This is a genomic window from Streptococcus ovis DSM 16829, from assembly GCF_000380125.1.
GTDB lineage: Bacteria > Bacillota > Bacilli > Lactobacillales > Streptococcaceae > Streptococcus > Streptococcus ovis.
Map to the genome: position 1 here is coordinate 179,564 of NZ_KB904563.1, position 17,110 is coordinate 196,673.

General features: G+C 41.7%; 11 protein-coding genes. 1 reads left to right on the forward strand and 10 read right to left on the reverse strand.

Translation table 11 applies throughout. From position 1 onward, the window contains the following. Nucleotides 1–39: 39 nt before the first annotated feature. The 10 genes from A3I9_RS0102500 to A3I9_RS0102550 form a co-directional block, all read right to left on the reverse strand. Entirely contained in the window at nucleotides 40–1,173 is a 1,134-nt protein-coding gene (locus tag A3I9_RS0102500) for an ABC transporter ATP-binding protein (protein ID WP_018377512.1), read from the reverse strand. Nucleotides 1,174–1,665: 492 nt separating this feature from the next. Next, entirely contained in the window at nucleotides 1,666–2,514 is an 849-nt protein-coding gene (locus A3I9_RS0102505; RefSeq protein ID WP_018377513.1) for a helix-turn-helix domain-containing protein, read from the reverse strand. A gap of 413 nt (nucleotides 2,515–2,927) precedes the next feature. Then, the gene (leuS, locus tag A3I9_RS0102515; RefSeq protein ID WP_018377515.1) at nucleotides 2,928–5,429 is read right to left on the reverse strand and encodes a leucine--tRNA ligase; all 2,502 of its coding nucleotides are present in this window, start codon (nucleotides 5,427–5,429) and stop codon (nucleotides 2,928–2,930) included. A gap of 129 nt (nucleotides 5,430–5,558) precedes the next feature. Continuing rightward, nucleotides 5,559–6,389, reverse strand: coding sequence for a PRD domain-containing protein (locus tag A3I9_RS0102520; RefSeq protein WP_018377516.1), 831 nt, complete (start codon nucleotides 6,387–6,389; stop codon nucleotides 5,559–5,561). Between the two features lie 47 nt (nucleotides 6,390–6,436). After that, nucleotides 6,437–7,897, reverse strand: coding sequence for a glycoside hydrolase family 1 protein (locus tag A3I9_RS0102525; RefSeq protein WP_018377517.1), 1,461 nt, complete (start codon nucleotides 7,895–7,897; stop codon nucleotides 6,437–6,439). Next, complete coding sequence (locus A3I9_RS0102530; RefSeq protein ID WP_018377518.1) at nucleotides 7,898–9,736, reverse strand: beta-glucoside-specific PTS transporter subunit IIABC; 1,839 nt, start codon at nucleotides 9,734–9,736, stop codon at nucleotides 7,898–7,900. Between the two features lie 340 nt (nucleotides 9,737–10,076). Then, nucleotides 10,077–10,925, reverse strand: coding sequence for a patatin-like phospholipase family protein (locus A3I9_RS0102535; RefSeq protein WP_018377519.1), 849 nt, complete (start codon nucleotides 10,923–10,925; stop codon nucleotides 10,077–10,079). Between the two features lie 97 nt (nucleotides 10,926–11,022). Further along, complete coding sequence (locus A3I9_RS0102540) at nucleotides 11,023–12,918, reverse strand: M13 family metallopeptidase (RefSeq protein WP_018377520.1); 1,896 nt, start codon at nucleotides 12,916–12,918, stop codon at nucleotides 11,023–11,025. Between the two features lie 352 nt (nucleotides 12,919–13,270). Next, nucleotides 13,271–13,714 carry a D-aminoacyl-tRNA deacylase gene (gene dtd, locus A3I9_RS0102545; RefSeq protein ID WP_018377521.1) on the reverse strand — a complete coding sequence of 148 codons (444 nt, stop codon included), beginning with the start codon at nucleotides 13,712–13,714 and terminating at the stop codon, nucleotides 13,271–13,273. 282 nt (nucleotides 13,715–13,996) lie between these two features. Next, nucleotides 13,997–16,198 (reverse strand): RelA/SpoT family protein, encoded by a 2,202-nt coding sequence (locus A3I9_RS0102550; RefSeq protein ID WP_018377522.1) that lies wholly within the window; start codon nucleotides 16,196–16,198, stop codon nucleotides 13,997–13,999. A 136-nt stretch (nucleotides 16,199–16,334) separates the two neighbouring features. Here A3I9_RS0102550 and A3I9_RS0102555 point away from each other — a divergent pair, with 136 nt between their 5' ends. Then, nucleotides 16,335–17,102 (forward strand): epoxyqueuosine reductase QueH, encoded by a 768-nt coding sequence (locus A3I9_RS0102555; RefSeq protein ID WP_018377523.1) that lies wholly within the window; start codon nucleotides 16,335–16,337, stop codon nucleotides 17,100–17,102. The last annotated feature ends 8 nt before the right edge of the window (nucleotides 17,103–17,110 follow it).

A 17,110-nucleotide genomic window follows, 5' to 3' on the forward strand; every position in this document is an offset into this window, starting at 1 on the left:
AGCCACGAAAAGGTGGCTTTCTTACATTTTATAGGAGGATTAGCGAATGGCTTTTTCAGTTTCTTTATCGAAGAAGTGTCCTTTTCCAACATTGAAGGTCAATTTCACTTTTTCACCTGGTGAATGGAAGTCGCGAGCATCTACGCGAGATACGAACTCTGTGCTACCATTTTTCACGTAGAGCATCGTTTCAGAACCCAATAATTCTGCTACAAGAACTTCAGCTTCTACAGTCGCATTTGGATAGGTATCATGCACAATTTGGTTACTTGAAATATCTTCTGGGCGAATGCCAAAGATAACTTCTTTTCCTAGATAGCCTTTTGCTTCCAAGAGTTTTGATTGACCTTCTGGAAGGGCAATTTCAAATCCTTCGCCGCTGACAAGACGGTCTTTCTCAACAGTTACGGTGAAGAAGTTCATAGCTGGGCTTCCGATAAAGCCAGCAACAAATTTATTAGCAGGTGTATTGTACAATTCTTGGGGAGTACCGATTTGCTCAATACGTCCAATCGTTCCTGAGCCATCTGGGTTCTTTGTAGAACTCATGATAACGATACGGTCTGCTAAAGTCATCGCTTCTGTCTGATCGTGTGTAACGTAAATAGTTGTTGAACCGATACGACGGTGGATTTTCGCAATTTCTGTACGCATGGATACACGAAGTTTCGCATCCAAGTTTGACAAAGGCTCGTCCATCAAGAATACTTTTGCATCACGGACAATAGCACGTCCCATCGCCACACGTTGACGTTGGCCACCAGAAAGGTCAGCTGGTTTGCGTTTCAAGAATTCTGTCAAACCAAGAATTTCAGCCGCTTCTTTTACACGTTTGTCAATATCATCTTTCGCATATTTACGAAGTTTCAAACCGAACGCCATGTTGTCATACACAGTCATGTGTGGATAAAGGGCATAGTTTTGGAATACCATGGCGATATCACGGTCTTTTGGCGCTTTGTCATTGACTACTTCCCCATCAATTTTCAATTCACCTTCAGTAATGTCCTCAAGACCTGCTACCATACGAAGTGTTGTGGATTTACCACATCCTGAAGGACCTACGAATACGATAAATTCCTTGTCCTTGATGTCCAAATCAAAATCTTCTACCGCGTAGTGAGTCGCATTTGGATATTTTTTAAAGATGTGGCTCAAATTCAATTCAACCATGTTGTTTCTCCATTCTCTTTGTTCATTGATAGTTTTATTATACCAAAGAAAACGATTACACAAAATGGACACCTCAACCAATCTCTCTGTGCACCTTGCACAAAAAAACAGTCTGGGAGACTGTTTTTTCACGAGCCTAGAAACAAGAAAGCGAGTTTGTCAGTCCGGGGGAGTGAAACAGTTTGGGGAACTGTTTCAGCTAAACTATTGAAACTAAAGAGAAGGTAACGAGCTAGGGGAGTGTTTTAACCTAGCTCCTAGAAATAAAAAAAGAGCCAGATAGTACGAGACTAAAAACAAAAAGACTTTAATCAGGCTGGGACAAAACTCTGAACAATAAAACAAAAAACGAACAAAGGCCATCTCTTATATATTTAAAGAGTAACTTTGTTCGTTTTTATGTACATTTTATTAGAAAAGTAGATTTATTGGTATAGATTTTCTAAACTAAAAATCTTTTTGTCCCAGCCTCGTCAAAATCTCTAATCATTTTTAATCATTCAATATCAACAGATAGCAAAGAGCTAAATCATCCAGATTTTTCACATTTAAACCTGATACATTACGAAATTTATCCAATTTGTATTGAAGTGAATTACGGTGCATGTACAGTTTCTGCGCAGTCTGCACTAGGTTGCCATGGCTTTCCCACATCGTTTGGATAATCTCTCGTAAATCCTTAGCACCATTAATCAACTCCAAAATCCTATCTGGAATCCGCCCCATTTCCACTTGACGTGATAAGCCCCACAAGGCCAGTTCGGAAAACGAAAGGACATTTTCTCCCCTTTTATGACGGACGAACTCTAAAAACAATTGATGTTCACTGGTAAAATAGGTTTGCAAGTCATCATGATGAAGTTCGCTCCATTTATTTCCCACAAAAATGGTCAAATTCATACCGAAATCTGTTTCTAAGACAGGCAGAATATCCTGCATTATCTTCACAATTTCCAGCTGTTCCTCTAAAGCAAGAAGAAAGGCTGTCTGAGTGTCGCTGATGGGTACAATGACCTGCAACTGAGGCAGCATTCCTTGAAAAATTTCCAACAAATCAGGTGCCAATGCCTGTGGATGCTCCAAGTAGATGAATTGGACTCCATCATACTTATCAGGTGACTCCCCAACTTTTTGCACCAAGTAGCGATTCCACACATTCCCCGAATATGATGAACGATCTGTATGGTGCTTCATCAACCTCAATAAGGTTATTTCCCTCTCTGTCAAGGAAGTTTTGGGGAAATGAAGAAAGCTATGTTCATACGGAATCGTCAACCAGTCTTCCCCCATCTGATCCTCCTGGTTAATCTGTACTTTTGGAAACAATTCTTCTATCGTCATATCTGTCCTCTTTCATGCTTCTTCCTAAATTATAGCATACCACTGCCTAAAGGAATACCGAAAAACGAAAAAGCACTGATTTCTCAGTGCCTCTCCTTAGGAGATTTATGAGTCAAATAGTCTCCTCTAGACTACTTGAACCTGTCGCCTTGAAACGAAAAGCGACAAAGAAAAAGTTAGGGTTCCTATTGCTAGGCTACTAATAGTATACCTAAGAAACCTTAAAGTATTCTAAAAATATTTTTAAGCTAGACTAATTTTTTGTGACGATTTTGACAAATCGTTTCAAAAAAGATATCCATGAACCATACTGCATTATTTTACTTGTTTGAATTTAAATAGATGAGAAAAGAAAAGACAAGCCAGAAATATTCTAGTTTGTCTTCCTCTGAAAGTCTCTGCCAGCTGTTGGTTTACTTAACAACAATATTCACCAACTTATTCGGTACTGCAATGACTTTCACGATATCTTTCCCTGCAATCTCTGCTTGAACTTTATCGCTGGCAAGAGCCACTTTTTCCAATTCTTCTTTGGAAAGGTCTTTGGCCACCACGAGTTTGGCTTTGACTTTGCCCTTGATTTGGACAACGATTTCGACATCGTTTTCGACCAGCTTGCTTTCATCATGGGTTGGCCATGCCACATGTGAAATAGATTCACCTGTTGCGGTCAATGTTTGCCAGAGTTCTTCACCCAAGTGCGGTGCAAATGGGGCAATCAACTGCACAAAGCCTTTGGCATACTGTGCGTAAAGCTTGTCTTCTTTGTTGGCTGCGTTGACAAAAATCATAAGCTGAGCAATGGCTGTATTGAATTTCATGCCTTCAATTTGCTCAGTAACTGCTTTAACCGTTTCATGGTAAACCTTATCAAGCGCTCCGCTATTTTCCGCAACAATCTCTTTGGTCGTGATCAAACGATAGACACGGTCAAGGAACTTGCGTGAGCCTTCGAGCCCTTCTTCACTCCAAGCGATAGAAGCATCAAGAGGTCCCATGAACATCTCATAAACACGCAAGGTATCGGCACCGTACTGCTCGACCACATCGTCTGGGTTAACCACGTTTTTAAGGGATTTAGACATCTTAGCAGGCGCTTGCTCAAGCTCTTCACCCGTTTCGATGTGGAAGAAGCTACCATCACGTTTTTCAACCTTATCCGTTGCAACAAGGGCACCACGGTGGTCACGGTAGCTGGTTCCCAAAATCATCCCTTGGTTAAAGAGTTTTTGGAATGGCTCTTTGGTTGGCACGACACCGAGGTCATAAAGCACCTTGTGCCAGAAGCGTGCATAAAGCAAGTGAAGCACGGCGTGTTCTGCACCACCGACATAAATATCAACTGGTAACCATTGTTTCAACAGCTCTTCATCAGCCAATTTCTCATCGTTGTGCGGATCAATATAGCGGAGATAGTACCAGCTTGAACCAGCCCATTGTGGCATGGTGTTGGTCTCACGACGACCTTTGACACCGTCCTCACGAACAACTTCCAACCAGTCTGTCAAGTTAGCCAGTGGGCTCTCACCTGTACCTGAAGGGCGGATATCTTTTGTTACTGGAAGAACAAGCGGTAATTCATTTTCTGGCACAGCCGTTGACGTACCATCTTCCCAATGGATAATTGGGATTGGCTCACCCCAATAACGTTGGCGGCTAAAGAGCCAGTCACGAAGACGGTAAGTTACTTTTTCATTACCTACTTCTTTTGCTTCTAACCAAGCGACCATCTTAGCAATAGCTTCTTCCTTGTTCAAGCCATCTAGGAAGTCTGAATTGATGTGAGCACCGTCTTCTGTATAAGCTGCTTCTTCAACATTACCCCCTTCAAGAACTGGAATAATCTCAAGGTCAAATTGCTTAGCAAATTCCCAGTCACGGTCATCATGAGCAGGTACCGCCATGATAGCACCCGTTCCGTAGCTAGCAAGCACATAATCTGCAATCCAGATTGGCATTTCTTTACCATTAACAGGGTTGACTGCATAAGCACCCGTCCAGACCCCTGTTTTTTCTTTGGCAAGGTCTGTACGAGCAAGGTCTGATTTCAGGCTGGCTTGATGTTTGTACTCAGCAACTGCCTCTGCCTGTTCTGTCGTTGTAATGCTATCTACCAAAGCATGCTCTGGTGCTAAAACAGCGTAAGTTGCACCAAACAAAGTATCAGGACGTGTTGTAAATACCGTAAAGTCTTTGTCAGTATCTTTAACGTTAAACGTTACGTTTGCACCTGTTGATTTGCCAATCCAGTTGCGTTGCATGTCTTTAATAGACTCTGGCCAATTGACTTCTTCCAAATCTTCAAGAAGACGCTCTGCGTAAGCCGTGATTTTCAGCATCCATTGGCGCATCGGTTTGCGGACAACAGGGTAACCACCACGTTCAGACGTTCCGTCCGGCAACACTTCTTCATTGGCAATAGCTGTTCCCAACTCTTCCACCCAGTTGACTGGCACTTCTGCTTCGTAAGCCAAGCCTTTTTCGTACAATTTGGTGAAAATCCACTGCGTCCACTTGTAGTAGTTCGGGTCAGTCGTATTGATTTCACGGTCCCAGTCGTATGAGAAGCCAAGCGCATTGATTTGACGTTTAAAATTAGCAATGTTTTCCGCTGTAAATTCAGCTGGGTCATTACCAGTATCCATGGCGTATTGCTCAGCAGGAAGACCAAAAGCATCCCATCCCATTGGGTGAAGGACATTGTAGCCTTGCGCACGTTTGAAACGGCTAAGAATATCCGTTGCCGTGTAGCCTTCTGGGTGCCCTACGTGAAGACCCGCACCAGATGGATAAGGGAACATATCCAGCGCATAAAACTTAGGCTTTGATGCATCTGTTCCTGTCTTAAATGTATGGTTGTCTGCCCAGTGTTTTTGCCACTTAGGCTCAATTTCTTTATGATTATATGTAGCCATAATTCTCTCCATGTCAATAACTATTTTTATTATTATAACACGAAACAAAGAAAGAAAAAAGGCAGAAATCAAAAGGATTTCATGCCTTGTTATTCTTTTAAAACCGTGCAATATAAGTTGGTTTTTAATTTATCCCTTGCCTATTAGTCTTTCAAAATGAATGGCCAGATAAGTTAATTCGTCAATCGTAATTGTTTTTTGGTAATGTTGTTCTAGGTATGTTTGAATCTTCACGGCCTGTTTCATCCCTTCAGGCATTGTTTTACAAATTTGATCAAATAAGAGTTGATTGCCATCTTCTAGCATCTTATCTGCAAAAAAGCGTTCTACAAAGAATCGAATATGCGTGATAAAACGTTGATAGTTTAACTCGTCATTCCCAAATCGTATATTCGGTGAGTATCGTACTAGAGTTTCCAAATCTCCAATTAATTTAGCAATTCGTCCTGCATCACTTTTATCAGACTTTTGTTGAGCATTGATAAAATGAAAAGCAATATTGGCAGCCTCTGCTTCAGGTAAAGAAATATCGAATGATTGATTCAGAAGTTCAATAGCATAACAACCAATTCGATACTCTCTATTGTAGTATGATTTTATTTCCCAAAAGACCTTATTACCAAAGATAAATCCTTTTTTAAAACGTTCAACTGCAAAATAAATATGATCAGTAAGACCAACCCAAAGTGATTCCTGCAAAGGAACATTCAGTACCTGTTTAGCTTGCTCAATGATTTCCTGAGCTAAATCAAAATAGATAGAAGGAACCTCATCTAATAACCCTAATAGACGTTGAGCTTGGGGACTATCGACTGATTGAAATAGCTTATCAATGTTAGAGCTTAGAATGATTTCACCTTGTTTTTTTCCAAAACCTATCCCTTTTCCTAACGCAATTTTTTCAGTTCCTTCATCATCAACTAAAACTACGCTGGAGTTTAACACTTTTTTGATAATCATCACTCGTCCCCACTTTAAACAATTAAGTTATAATATAGCACATATTTCTAATCTAAATCAAGACCATTTGTTCGAATTACCTTTTGATACCAGTAAAACGAATCTTTCTTGTAACGATTATAAGTTCCATTTCCTTCATCATCAGCATCAACATAGATAAAACCGTATCGTTTTGACATCTGAGATGTGCTTGCTGATACCAAATCGATACAACCCCAGCTAGTATAACCAATGAGGTCTACTCCTTCATTCACCGCTTCACGCATTTGTTCAAAATGAGCTCGGAAGTAGTCAATTCTGTATGGATCGTGAATGCTCCCATCTTCTTCAAGAACATCTTTTGCTCCCATCCCATTTTCTACAACCATAAGAGGTTTTTTGTAGCGATCATAGAGTTCCAAAAGAGAAATTTTAAGGCCTTTAGGATCAATTTGCCATCCCCAATCAGTCGAAGGAAGATAAGGATTTTTAACACCTAAAATAGTGTTTCCAGGAGTTCGTTCAGCATTTGGATCAGCAGATTCAGTCATAGACATATAATATGAAAAAGTTACAAAATCGACAGTATTCTCTTTCATAATGTCCAAGTCTCCAGGCTGAATATTTAAATCAATACCTTCCAACTCCATTCGACGCAGAATGAGACGTGGATATTCACCAAAAACCTGTACATCCGTATAAAAATGGTTATCTAGATTTTTCTTAAAGGTTAGTTCTACATCCTCTGGAGCACATGTGCGAGCGTACGTTTCTAGTTTCGTTAGCATACAGCCCATCTTTGCCTCAGGTAATTTAGCATGTAAGTCTCGTGTTACAATTGCCGACGCAAGCAACTGGTGATGAAGAGCACGATAAATCGTTTCTAATTCTTTGCCTTCTTCACATTTATCTGGGATAATCCCCGCTGTTGTGAAGGGGTGACGTACAATTGAATCCACTTCATTGAAGGTTAACCAATATTTTACACCAGGGAAGTTATCATAACATGCATTACAGAATCGAACAAAATCTGCTACCACTTCTCGATCAGCCCAACCATTGTTACTAACTGCCAAAAACAACGGCATCTCATAGTGAGAAAGTGTTACGATAGGTTCAATATTGACCGATTTCAGTTTAGCAAAAACGCGTTTATAAAAGTCAACCCCTTCTGGATTAGCTTCCTGTTCTTTTCCAGTTGGAAACAAACGTGTCCAAGCAATGGATAGCCGAAGTGTCTTAAAGCCCATTTCTGCAAAAAGTTCGATATCTTTTTCGTAGCGATGATAAAAATCAATTCCTCTACGCTTTGGATAGTAGGTATCTGTCTGATCATCCATCGCTTCTTGAATCACTTGCGATGAAATGGCAACATGTTCTTTATAATTTTTCACATCTACATTTGGTTTGTAGAGCGCTACATCGGCAACTGATAACCCTTTGCCTCCAATATTCCATGCTCCTTCAACCTGATTCGCAGCAATAGCTCCGCCCCATAAAAAATTTTTTGGAAAAATAGATTCTGACATTTAATTCACCATGCCTTTCCGTGACACAATCATCACCTCTTCATTATGAACGACACTACCAGTAACCTTTTTAATATCTAACTCATAGTCATTTTGATTGGTGACTAGCGCCATGACAGTCGTATCATATCCAGCTTCTTCAATAACTGGAATATCAAATTCAAGCAGGATGTCTCCTGGTTCAACGATTGCCCCAATCTCAACCTTTGGATAGAATCCTTTACCTTGTAATTGCACCGTATCAATACCAACATGAAAAAGAATTTCTGCCCCATTTTCTGCTGTCAAAGCAATAGCATGACCTGTTTCATAAACTAGACTAACCTCTCCAGCAACAGGAGCATAAAGAACCCCATTGGACGGCTTAATAGCTAATCCGTCACCTACAAGTTTTGAAGCAAACACAGAATCATTTACATTCTCAAGAGCTACTACTTCACCATCAACAGGCGAAACGAAAGCAACATCCTTTTTCTCAATGTTCTCGTGATTTTCCTCAACAGTTGCATCTTTAAATGTAATAAAAGTGAAGATAAATGATAAAACGATTGAAATTGCAAATGCAATCCATGCATTCATAAAGTTTGATCCGCCGTTTGGATCAATATACATCGTCATAGTGGCCAAACCAGGTCCAACTAATGCAAAAGCTTTTAGAGCTGTCAAACCAATTGCAACACCACCAAAGAAGGAGCTAGCAACAACACTATATAACACTTTACGGTGTTGAATAGTCACCCCATAAAGCGCAGGCTCAGTGATACCAAATAAAGCTGAAATCCCTGCTGAAACTGCTGTAGCACGAAGCTTTGAATCTTTAGTTTTCAGAGCAACAGCAAATGATGCACCTGATTCTGAAATATTATGCGCAAGGGAAGCTGGTAAGTACAACGTTTCAAATCCAGCTTTCATCGCTTCAATGGCATATGGTAGCATCGCTTTGTGCATCCCCGTAACAACCATAAACGGTAAGATAGCTGCAAGGATACCGGTTGCTAACCAGCCAAGAGTATTGTGTAGGGCAACCACTGCAGCTGCGAGTAATTGACCCAAATTAAAACCAAGAGGCCCTAAGATAAGAAGTGTAACTGGAACGGTGATAGCCAGTGCTACCATCGGTACAAAGAAAATTCGTATTGGTTTTGGGGTATATTTAGTCAATACTTTTTCCATCACAGCAAAGAATAGAGTTGATAGAATAGCTGGAAAGACTTGATAAGGATAGGCGATATTTTGAATTGTGAATCCAAATAACTGAGTTCCTTCTGCCAGCATAGCTGTCACACTCGGTAGCAGTAATGCGCCTACTGCCGATGCTGCAACTAATTCATTGACACGCAATTTTTTTGCTGTATTATACGCCACCAAAACTGGCAAGAAATAAAGCGGAGCATCACCAATCTGATTGAAAATGGTATAAGTAATAGATGTCTTATCCATCCAGCCAATCCATGCAAATAGCATAAGCACTGACTTGAGAACCCCACCACCCGCGACTGCAGGTACGACTGGTTGAAAAATCGCAACCAAGAAATCTAAGAAAATTGCTCCCCAATTTTGCTTTTGACCTTTACTTACCGCGGAATTAGTTGAAAGATTTCCCAATAACGGCTGCACTTGATCGTATACCTCATTTACTTCGTTTCCAATGATAATTTGGGTTTGCGCATTTTGACGAACCCCCATCACACCATCAATTTTTTCAAGAGCAGCTATGTTTGCTTTAGCATTATCAATTAAGGTAAAGCGTAAACGTGTAGAACAATGTTCTAAATGAGCAACATTTTCTTTACCACCAATATTAGCCACAATTTCTTTAGCTGTTTGTGTATAATCCATAGGAATTCTCCTTTTAATTTTTTTGTCAAACATTTAGTAAAAACAAAAGGACCTTCACAGAACGATACCCCAAAAATGGATACTGTTCTATAAAGGTCCTGCCTGCATCACCAGTCACATGCCTAACATTTAAATTTATTATACATGATAACTTTGAAAGCGTCAACATTTTTAGATAAAAAATTTGCGCATTCATCCTATTTTAATTTTAATCTCATCAAAATATGTTCAACAGAGATACAAACATGACGAATTATACAAAAGACAGGTTTTCAATGCTTCAAAGGGATGATATTGAATGCATTTCATTAAATTATGTTATCAAATCTAAAGAAGTTCTTTATTTCTCGTCTCCCAAATACTCTTTTAAATCAGCCATCACCTGTTCTCCATCAGAGAGACCAAGATTGTAAATTTCATCAAACTTGTCTGGATTTTTTTCGAGACGGCCAATTTTTACAGAGCGACTTGGTCGAATGGCAAAGAGTTCACCCGCCTTTTCTAAGTCAATAATCTGCTCTACCGTCGCATTATAGTGGAGTGGGCGCTCAGAGGCTACTTTAACAAATTTAGGATATTTCTTATACAAGAGTTTGTAAATACGCCCACTAGACGGTTTCTTCCGATAATCCAAGGGACGCGTCAAGATAACAATCAACTTGTCAAAACCAAGGCTTCTAGCAAAGTCCACAGGAATACTGTCCGACAAACCTCCGTCCAGATATTTCTTGCCTTTCCATTCGACAATCCGTGAAGCCACTGGCAAGGCAGAGCTAGCCCGCAATACCTCCATTTCTTCAAAGACATTCCCAATTTTGAAGTATTCAGCCTGCCCCGTTTCGATGTTGGTCGCTGTCGCATAAAAGTCAACATCAGAATTTTCAAAGGCTTCTTCATCAAATACATCCAATTTCATCGGAATTTCATAATAGGTAAAGTCTTTGTTGACAACATTCCCTGTTTTCAGCCAAGAACGAAGCCCCATATAGTTGGGATATGAGATATATTTTTTATTGTAGCGCAGGGCACGACCACGTTGGCCCGATACATAATTGACACCAAAAAGGGCACCCGCAGATACGGACACAATCCCATCTACCTGAATCCCTGCATCTAAGAAGGCATCCAACACCCCTGCTGTGTAGAGACCACGCATTCCGCCACCTTCTAATACTAATCCAACCGTCATGCTCTACCCCACTTTCATTTTTGTTTTTCATTATAGCAAAAAATATGTAGAAAGTAACAAAAAAGACGAGTTTGATAGAGAACTCGTCTTTTGTATCTTACCAAATAATCACACGTTCTTCTGGTGCGCGCCACATTGAGTCACCTTCTTTGATGTCAAATTCTTCATGGAATTCTGGGAAGTTGGTCAATGTCACGTTGGTACGGAGTTTCGCTGGTGCATGGACATCGACAGACGCCATCATCTGCATAAATTCCTCACGCGCCTTCATCCTCCAAATGGTTGCAAAATTAACAAAGAAGTCATGGGCTGAGAAGTCTGCTTCTTTTTGAGCTGCTTCAAGCGCACAGGCAACACCACCAAGGTCAGCCACGTTTTCAGAAACGGTTAATTTCCCGTTGACCTTCGCACCGTAAGAATCCAGTCCATCAAACTGTGCTACTACCTTGTCTGTCCGCTCCTTAAAGGCTGCGTAATCTTCGTCCTTCCACCAGTTGTTAAGGCTACCATTTTCATCAAATGAAGCTCCGTTGGTATCAAAGGCGTGAGAAATCTCGTGGGCAATGACCGCACCAATCCCACCATAATTTGCGGACGAACTTTGCTCCAACGAGTAGAACGGCGCCTGCAAAATAGCAGCTGGAAAGACAATCTTATTTTGCTGTGGGCTGTAATAAGCATTGACCATGTGGGCTGGCATCCCCCACTCTGTCGTGTCCACAGGCTTATTCCACTTGCTCCAGCTGTGGGCAATCGAAATCTTAGCCAGATTCTGCGCATTTTCAATAAGGGAAAGAGTTTCGTCAATCACTTTTTTCGCATAGGTTTCTGGCAATTTTTCAGGATAGCCAATATGCGGGGTGATGATATTCAACTTGGTAATAGCTTTTTCACGGGTCTCAGGAGCTAGCCAGTCGGCTGTTTCCAAGCGTGATTTATAGACGTCAATCATGGTCGCTACTTTAGCCTCCACATCAGCTTTCGCTTCAGCTGAGAATTTCTCCCCTGCATACCAGAGCCCGAGTGCTTGATTGAAAGGTCCCTCTGCCAAGTAGTACGCGGCTTTTTTCTTCTCCTGAGCCTGTGGTGTTCCAGAAAGAGCTCGGCCATAAGCACCAGCTAAGACCCGAATTTCGTCCGTTAAATAAGACGTGTAAGCCGTTGCTGCCCCATACAAGAGGACAGCCTTCAAGAATGGCCAGTTCTTTTCAGAATAATATTCTGCTGCAAAATCTGTCCAGAAACGTTCTTCAGGAACAATGACTTGCTCAGGAAGTTGACCTAAAATTTCTGTAAAAATAGCATCCAACGGCAACTCTGGCGTTAATTTCGTGAAATCTACCCACTTGTAAGGGTGGTACAATTTAGCGTACTCAGATCCTTCCTCGCGTGAAAGAACATACTGAGCCACTTTTGCGTCCAGCGCGATAAATTTATCCAAAATATCGATCGCTTCATCTTTTGGTAAACCTAGTGCAACGAGCAAATCTTCCTGCGTTTGACGCCAGGTTGCTAGCAACTCCTTACCTTTTTCATGATCTTCTGCATAGTAGGTTGTGTCTGGTAAGATGGTTGATGGTGCATCTGCCCAGAGAACATTGGTCTTAGCATCCATAAAGTCTGGTGCTACACCAAACCAGAGTAAGTTTGGTTTGCCATCCATTTCATAGTTTGCCATCTTCTCAGCAAATTCCTTGAAAGATCCTAGTCCGCGATATTCTTCCAAGAGTGCTTGAATTGGCGCAACACCAACCTTGTCGCGGGTGCCAAAGTCCGCCACTTGACGGTGGAACTTCACAAAGTTTTGCAAAATCGTATCTTCAGGAACATCTTTACCTTCCAACCATTTGTCGGTTGTGCTGAGCATGAGTTCTTCAATCTCATCTGCCAAATCTGTAAAACCACCTGTACGAGCCTTGTCATCAGGAATGACCGCTTTTTTCGCCCATTCGCCATTGACCGCTTCGTAAAAATCATCTTGATAACGTGTCATACTGTTCTCCTTTTCTATTCTTTATTATGGTATCAAAAAAAGTCATTCCTTGCATCTGTTAAATAAGGGTTTTCTCCTAAAATTTCCGATTGACAGGAACCGATGTTCAATCTACAATGGAGGTATCGAATATGGCACCATCTTTCATGTGCAGTTACTGTCACCATACTGAATTCATCACCGCAAAACAAATTAAAGGATACGCTGGAATGATTCCTGCAAAATAAAAACTGATCTTTGATCCACAAGCCCTCTACCATGATATTTGTAAACATTGTGGCACTGTTGCTCGTTCGTATATTGAACACCCTGAAAAACTAAACTAGGACTTGGAAATTCCAAGTCCTAGTTTTTATCTATTCTTCGTATCCAACACAATGGTCACAGGGCCATCGTTTACCAGAGAGACTTTCATATCTGCTCCAAAAATACCTGTCTGTACGGGAACAAATGCTGCTAGTCCCCCATTGAATTGGTCATAGAGTTGACTGGCCAGTTCAGGCTTAGCAGCTCCTGTGAAGGCTGGTCGATTTCCTTTTTTCGTGTCCGCAAAGAGGGTGAATTGGGAAATGGACAGAATCTCTCCCTTGATATCTTGCACAGATAAGTTCATCTTATCATTCTCATCAGAAAATATCCGCATCTGGCTAATTTTCCGCACGGCATAGTCAATATCTTCTTGCCCATCCTCAGGCGAAACTCCCACCAAAAGAAGGAGGCCTGCCCCGATTTTACCACGGACAATATCTTCAATTGTCACCGCCGCTTCCGAGACACGCTGTATAATAATTTTCATAATATTCCTTTTAACAGTTGTAGTTCAAGCCCACACTTTCTTTGTTTTAAGAAGTCGGGCGAAACAGTCCACTGGACTGGAAGGGATGAAAAGCACAGTTTTTCTATTTCCCTTGATTAAAAAGTTCCCTAAGCCTTATCTGAAAATATCTTAACACGGTTGTTATTCCAAAGCGAGACTAGGCAACGAAGTTGAAATAGCCTGATGAAATAAGAGCCCCCGAACTGTAGAAAGACTCCCGTCTTTCCTCATTTCCAACCTAAAACAGTCCCCCAGACTGTTTTAGCCATTCGTCCTCTTCACAGAATAAACTTCTGGGACGGATTTGATTTTGTCCACCACACTAGTGAGAGTGGCAAGATTGGGAATGCCAAAGGATACGTGGATGGTCGCAAATTTCATATCTTTGGTCGGTTGGGCATTGACTGTCGAAATATTCTTACTAGCGTTGGTCAAGACTTTTAAGACATCGTTGAGAAGGCCTGAGCGATTGAGGCCGTAGATGTCAATATTGGCCATGTATTCTTTATTGGATGGCTCATCCTCCCAATCCACATCAATCAAGCGTGCTTCGTAGTTGTCTTGGCTCTTGAGATTCATACAGTCCACACGGTGAACCGCTACCCCGCGCCCTTTGGTGATATAACCTGCAATCGCATCACCTGGCACAGGATTACAGCATTTAGCAATCCGAATAAGGAGCCCAGAGGCACCCTCAATGACAACCCCACCCTCATGACGGATTTTTAGACTGTCTTTGTTATCCTGTTTGACTTCACCACCATTGACCAACTCATCTGCCATAGCTTTTGCTTTGGCACGTTCTGCCTCACGACGTTCTTTTTCTGTCAATCGATTAAAGACGGACATGGCAGAAACTTCTCCAAATCCAACCGCAGCAAAAAGTGCTTCGTCCGTTTTATAGCTGGTCTTTTGTAAGACGTCGTCCATATGCTTGCGGTCAAAGTATTGATTGGCCACATAGCCATGTTCCTGCAGGAGATTTTGGACTAACTCCCGTCCCTTTGAAACCGACAATTCCTTGTCCTGGTTTTTAAAGAATTGCTTGATACGATTGCGCGCCTTGTGTGTCTTGACTAGATTAATCCAGTCCCGACTTGGTCCAAATGAATTGGCACTGGTCACAATCTCAACTTGGTCCCCTGTTTTCAGTTTGGTTGTCAATGGCACCATACGCCCATTGACCTTAGCACCCGTTGCACGCTCACCGACCTTTGTATGGATTTCATACGCAAAATCAATCGGCACTGAATCTTTTGGCAACTCCCGAACAGACCCATCTGGCGTAAAGACATAGATCCGCTCGGTAAAAATGTCATCTTTGACGGAATCCACAAAGCTCTTGGCATCACCTGAATCCGCCTGTAATTCAATCAAATTGTTAATCCATCTGAGCTCGCTTTGTTTTGCTGTCGCGTTGCCACCGCGCTTGTAAGCCCAGTGCGCCGCAACCCCGTATTCAGCTACCTGATGCATTTCCTTGGTTCGAATCTGAAATTCAATCGGACCTTTTGGACCATATACCGTTGTGTGAATAGACTGGTAACCATTGGCCTTAGGATTTGCAATGTAATCCTTGAAGCGTCCTGGCATTGGACGCCACAACTCATGAATATAACCCAGCATCGCATAAACATCACTTGGCGTATCCATGATACAACGAATGGCAATCAAATCGTAGAGCTGGTCGAAGCGTTTTTTCTTATCATGCATCTTCCGGTAAATGGAATAGATATGCTTTGGACGCCCGTAGATATGACCGACTAAATGGTGTTCCGATGAATAACTTTCGATTTTTTCCACTACCTCATTGACCAACTCTTCACGTTCTTTCCGCTTTTCATTCATCAAATGGGTAATCTTGTAAAATTCAACTTCGTTCAGATATCGGAAAGCCAAATCTTCCAGTTCCCATTTGACAGAAGAAATCCCTAAACGATGGGCAAGCGGTGCATAGATTTCCATCGTCTCCCGTGAAATCCGCTCCTGTTTGTCTTTTCGCAGATGTTTAAGCGTCCGCATATTGTGCAAACGGTCGGCTAATTTGACCAAAATAACCCGCATATCCTTAGACATGGCAATCAGCATTTTACGGTGATTTTCAGCTAATTGCTCCTCGTGGCTCTTGTACTCGACTTTACCGAGCTTGGTCACCCCGTCCACAATCAATCGAACCTCTGGACCGAAATCAGCTTCCATATCATCCAAGGTCTTTTCTGTATCTTCCACCACATCATGCAAGAAACCACAAGCAACCGTGACAGCATCCAGCTTGAGCCTTGCCAAAATTCCTGCTACCTGAATCGGGTGAATGATATAAGGTTCACCTGATTTTCGGAATTGCTCCTTATGTGCCTCCACAGAATATTCGAGGGCTTTTTGAACAAAGGCAACATCATCTGTAGGCATGTATGCTGCAGCCAATGCCACCACTTCTTCTCCTGTTAAATTCACTTCTTTCATTGTTCTTCCCTCTCCAGACATTATTTCTACTATTTTACCACTTTCACCCAAAAAGAAAAAGCCCGACAATAAATCAATGCTAGCCTCCCCTTCAAATTTGTGCTACACTATTTTCATCAGCATTAAAGGAACTAATATGATTGACGTTCAAGAAATTCTAGAAAAAATGAATCCAAATCAAAAGGTCAACTACGATAAGGTCATGCAACAAATGGTCAAAAAATGGCAGGCAGAGAACACGCGCCCAAGCGTCCTCATGCATGTCTGCTGCGCCCCTTGTAGCACCTACACCCTAGAATACATCACCCAATTTTGTGATGTGACGATTTATTTTGCCAATTCCAATATTCACCCCAAAGCCGAATATGAACGCCGTAGCTATGTCACGCAAAAATTTATCAATGATTTTAATCGCAATACTGGTCAAAATGTGCAATTCTTAGCAGCCCCTTATGAGCCCAATGAATTTTTCCGAAAAGTTCACGGACTTGAGGACGAACCAGAAGGTGGCGACCGTTGCAAGGTCTGCTACGATTATCGTTTGGACAAGACCGCTCAAAAGGCAGTGGATTTAGGTTTTGACTACTTTGGTAGTGCCCTGACCATCAGCCCGCACAAAAATTCCCAAACCATCAACTCGGTTGGGATTGAAGTACAAAAAATCTATGATACCCAGTATTTACCAAGTGATTTCAAGAAAAATCAAGGCTACAAACGCTCTGTGGAAATGTGTGCTGAATACGACATCTACCGCCAATGTTACTGCGGTTGCGTCTTCGGAGCCCAAGCTCAGGGCGTCGACCTCGTTCAAGTCAAAAAAGATGCCAAAGCCTTTCTGGCAGGCAAAGACCTCGAACGCGACTACTCCCATATTCGATTTGTATTTAATGGGAAAGAGATATGAGGCATACA

What these genes read in the sequence shown, in the direction of transcription:
- A3I9_RS0102500 (WP_018377512.1), bottom strand. Translation starts at nt 1,173, where the DNA reads ATGGTTGAATTGAATTTGAGCCACATCTTTAAAAAATATCCAAATGCG.
- A3I9_RS0102505 (WP_018377513.1), bottom strand. Translation starts at nt 2,514, where the DNA reads ATGACGATAGAAGAATTGTTTCCAAAAGTACAGATTAACCAGGAGGAT.
- leuS (WP_018377515.1), bottom strand. Translation starts at nt 5,429, where the DNA reads ATGGCTACATATAATCATAAAGAAATTGAGCCTAAGTGGCAAAAACAC.
- A3I9_RS0102520 (WP_018377516.1), bottom strand. Translation starts at nt 6,389, where the DNA reads ATGATTATCAAAAAAGTGTTAAACTCCAGCGTAGTTTTAGTTGATGAT.
- A3I9_RS0102525 (WP_018377517.1), bottom strand. Translation starts at nt 7,897, where the DNA reads ATGTCAGAATCTATTTTTCCAAAAAATTTTTTATGGGGCGGAGCTATT.
- A3I9_RS0102530 (WP_018377518.1), bottom strand. Translation starts at nt 9,736, where the DNA reads ATGGATTATACACAAACAGCTAAAGAAATTGTGGCTAATATTGGTGGT.
- A3I9_RS0102535 (WP_018377519.1), bottom strand. Translation starts at nt 10,925, where the DNA reads ATGACGGTTGGATTAGTATTAGAAGGTGGCGGAATGCGTGGTCTCTAC.
- A3I9_RS0102540 (WP_018377520.1), bottom strand. Translation starts at nt 12,918, where the DNA reads ATGACACGTTATCAAGATGATTTTTACGAAGCGGTCAATGGCGAATGG.
- dtd (WP_018377521.1), bottom strand. Translation starts at nt 13,714, where the DNA reads ATGAAAATTATTATACAGCGTGTCTCGGAAGCGGCGGTGACAATTGAA.
- A3I9_RS0102550 (WP_018377522.1), bottom strand. Translation starts at nt 16,198, where the DNA reads ATGAAAGAAGTGAATTTAACAGGAGAAGAAGTGGTGGCATTGGCTGCA.
- A3I9_RS0102555 (WP_018377523.1), top strand. Translation starts at nt 16,335, where the DNA reads ATGATTGACGTTCAAGAAATTCTAGAAAAAATGAATCCAAATCAAAAG.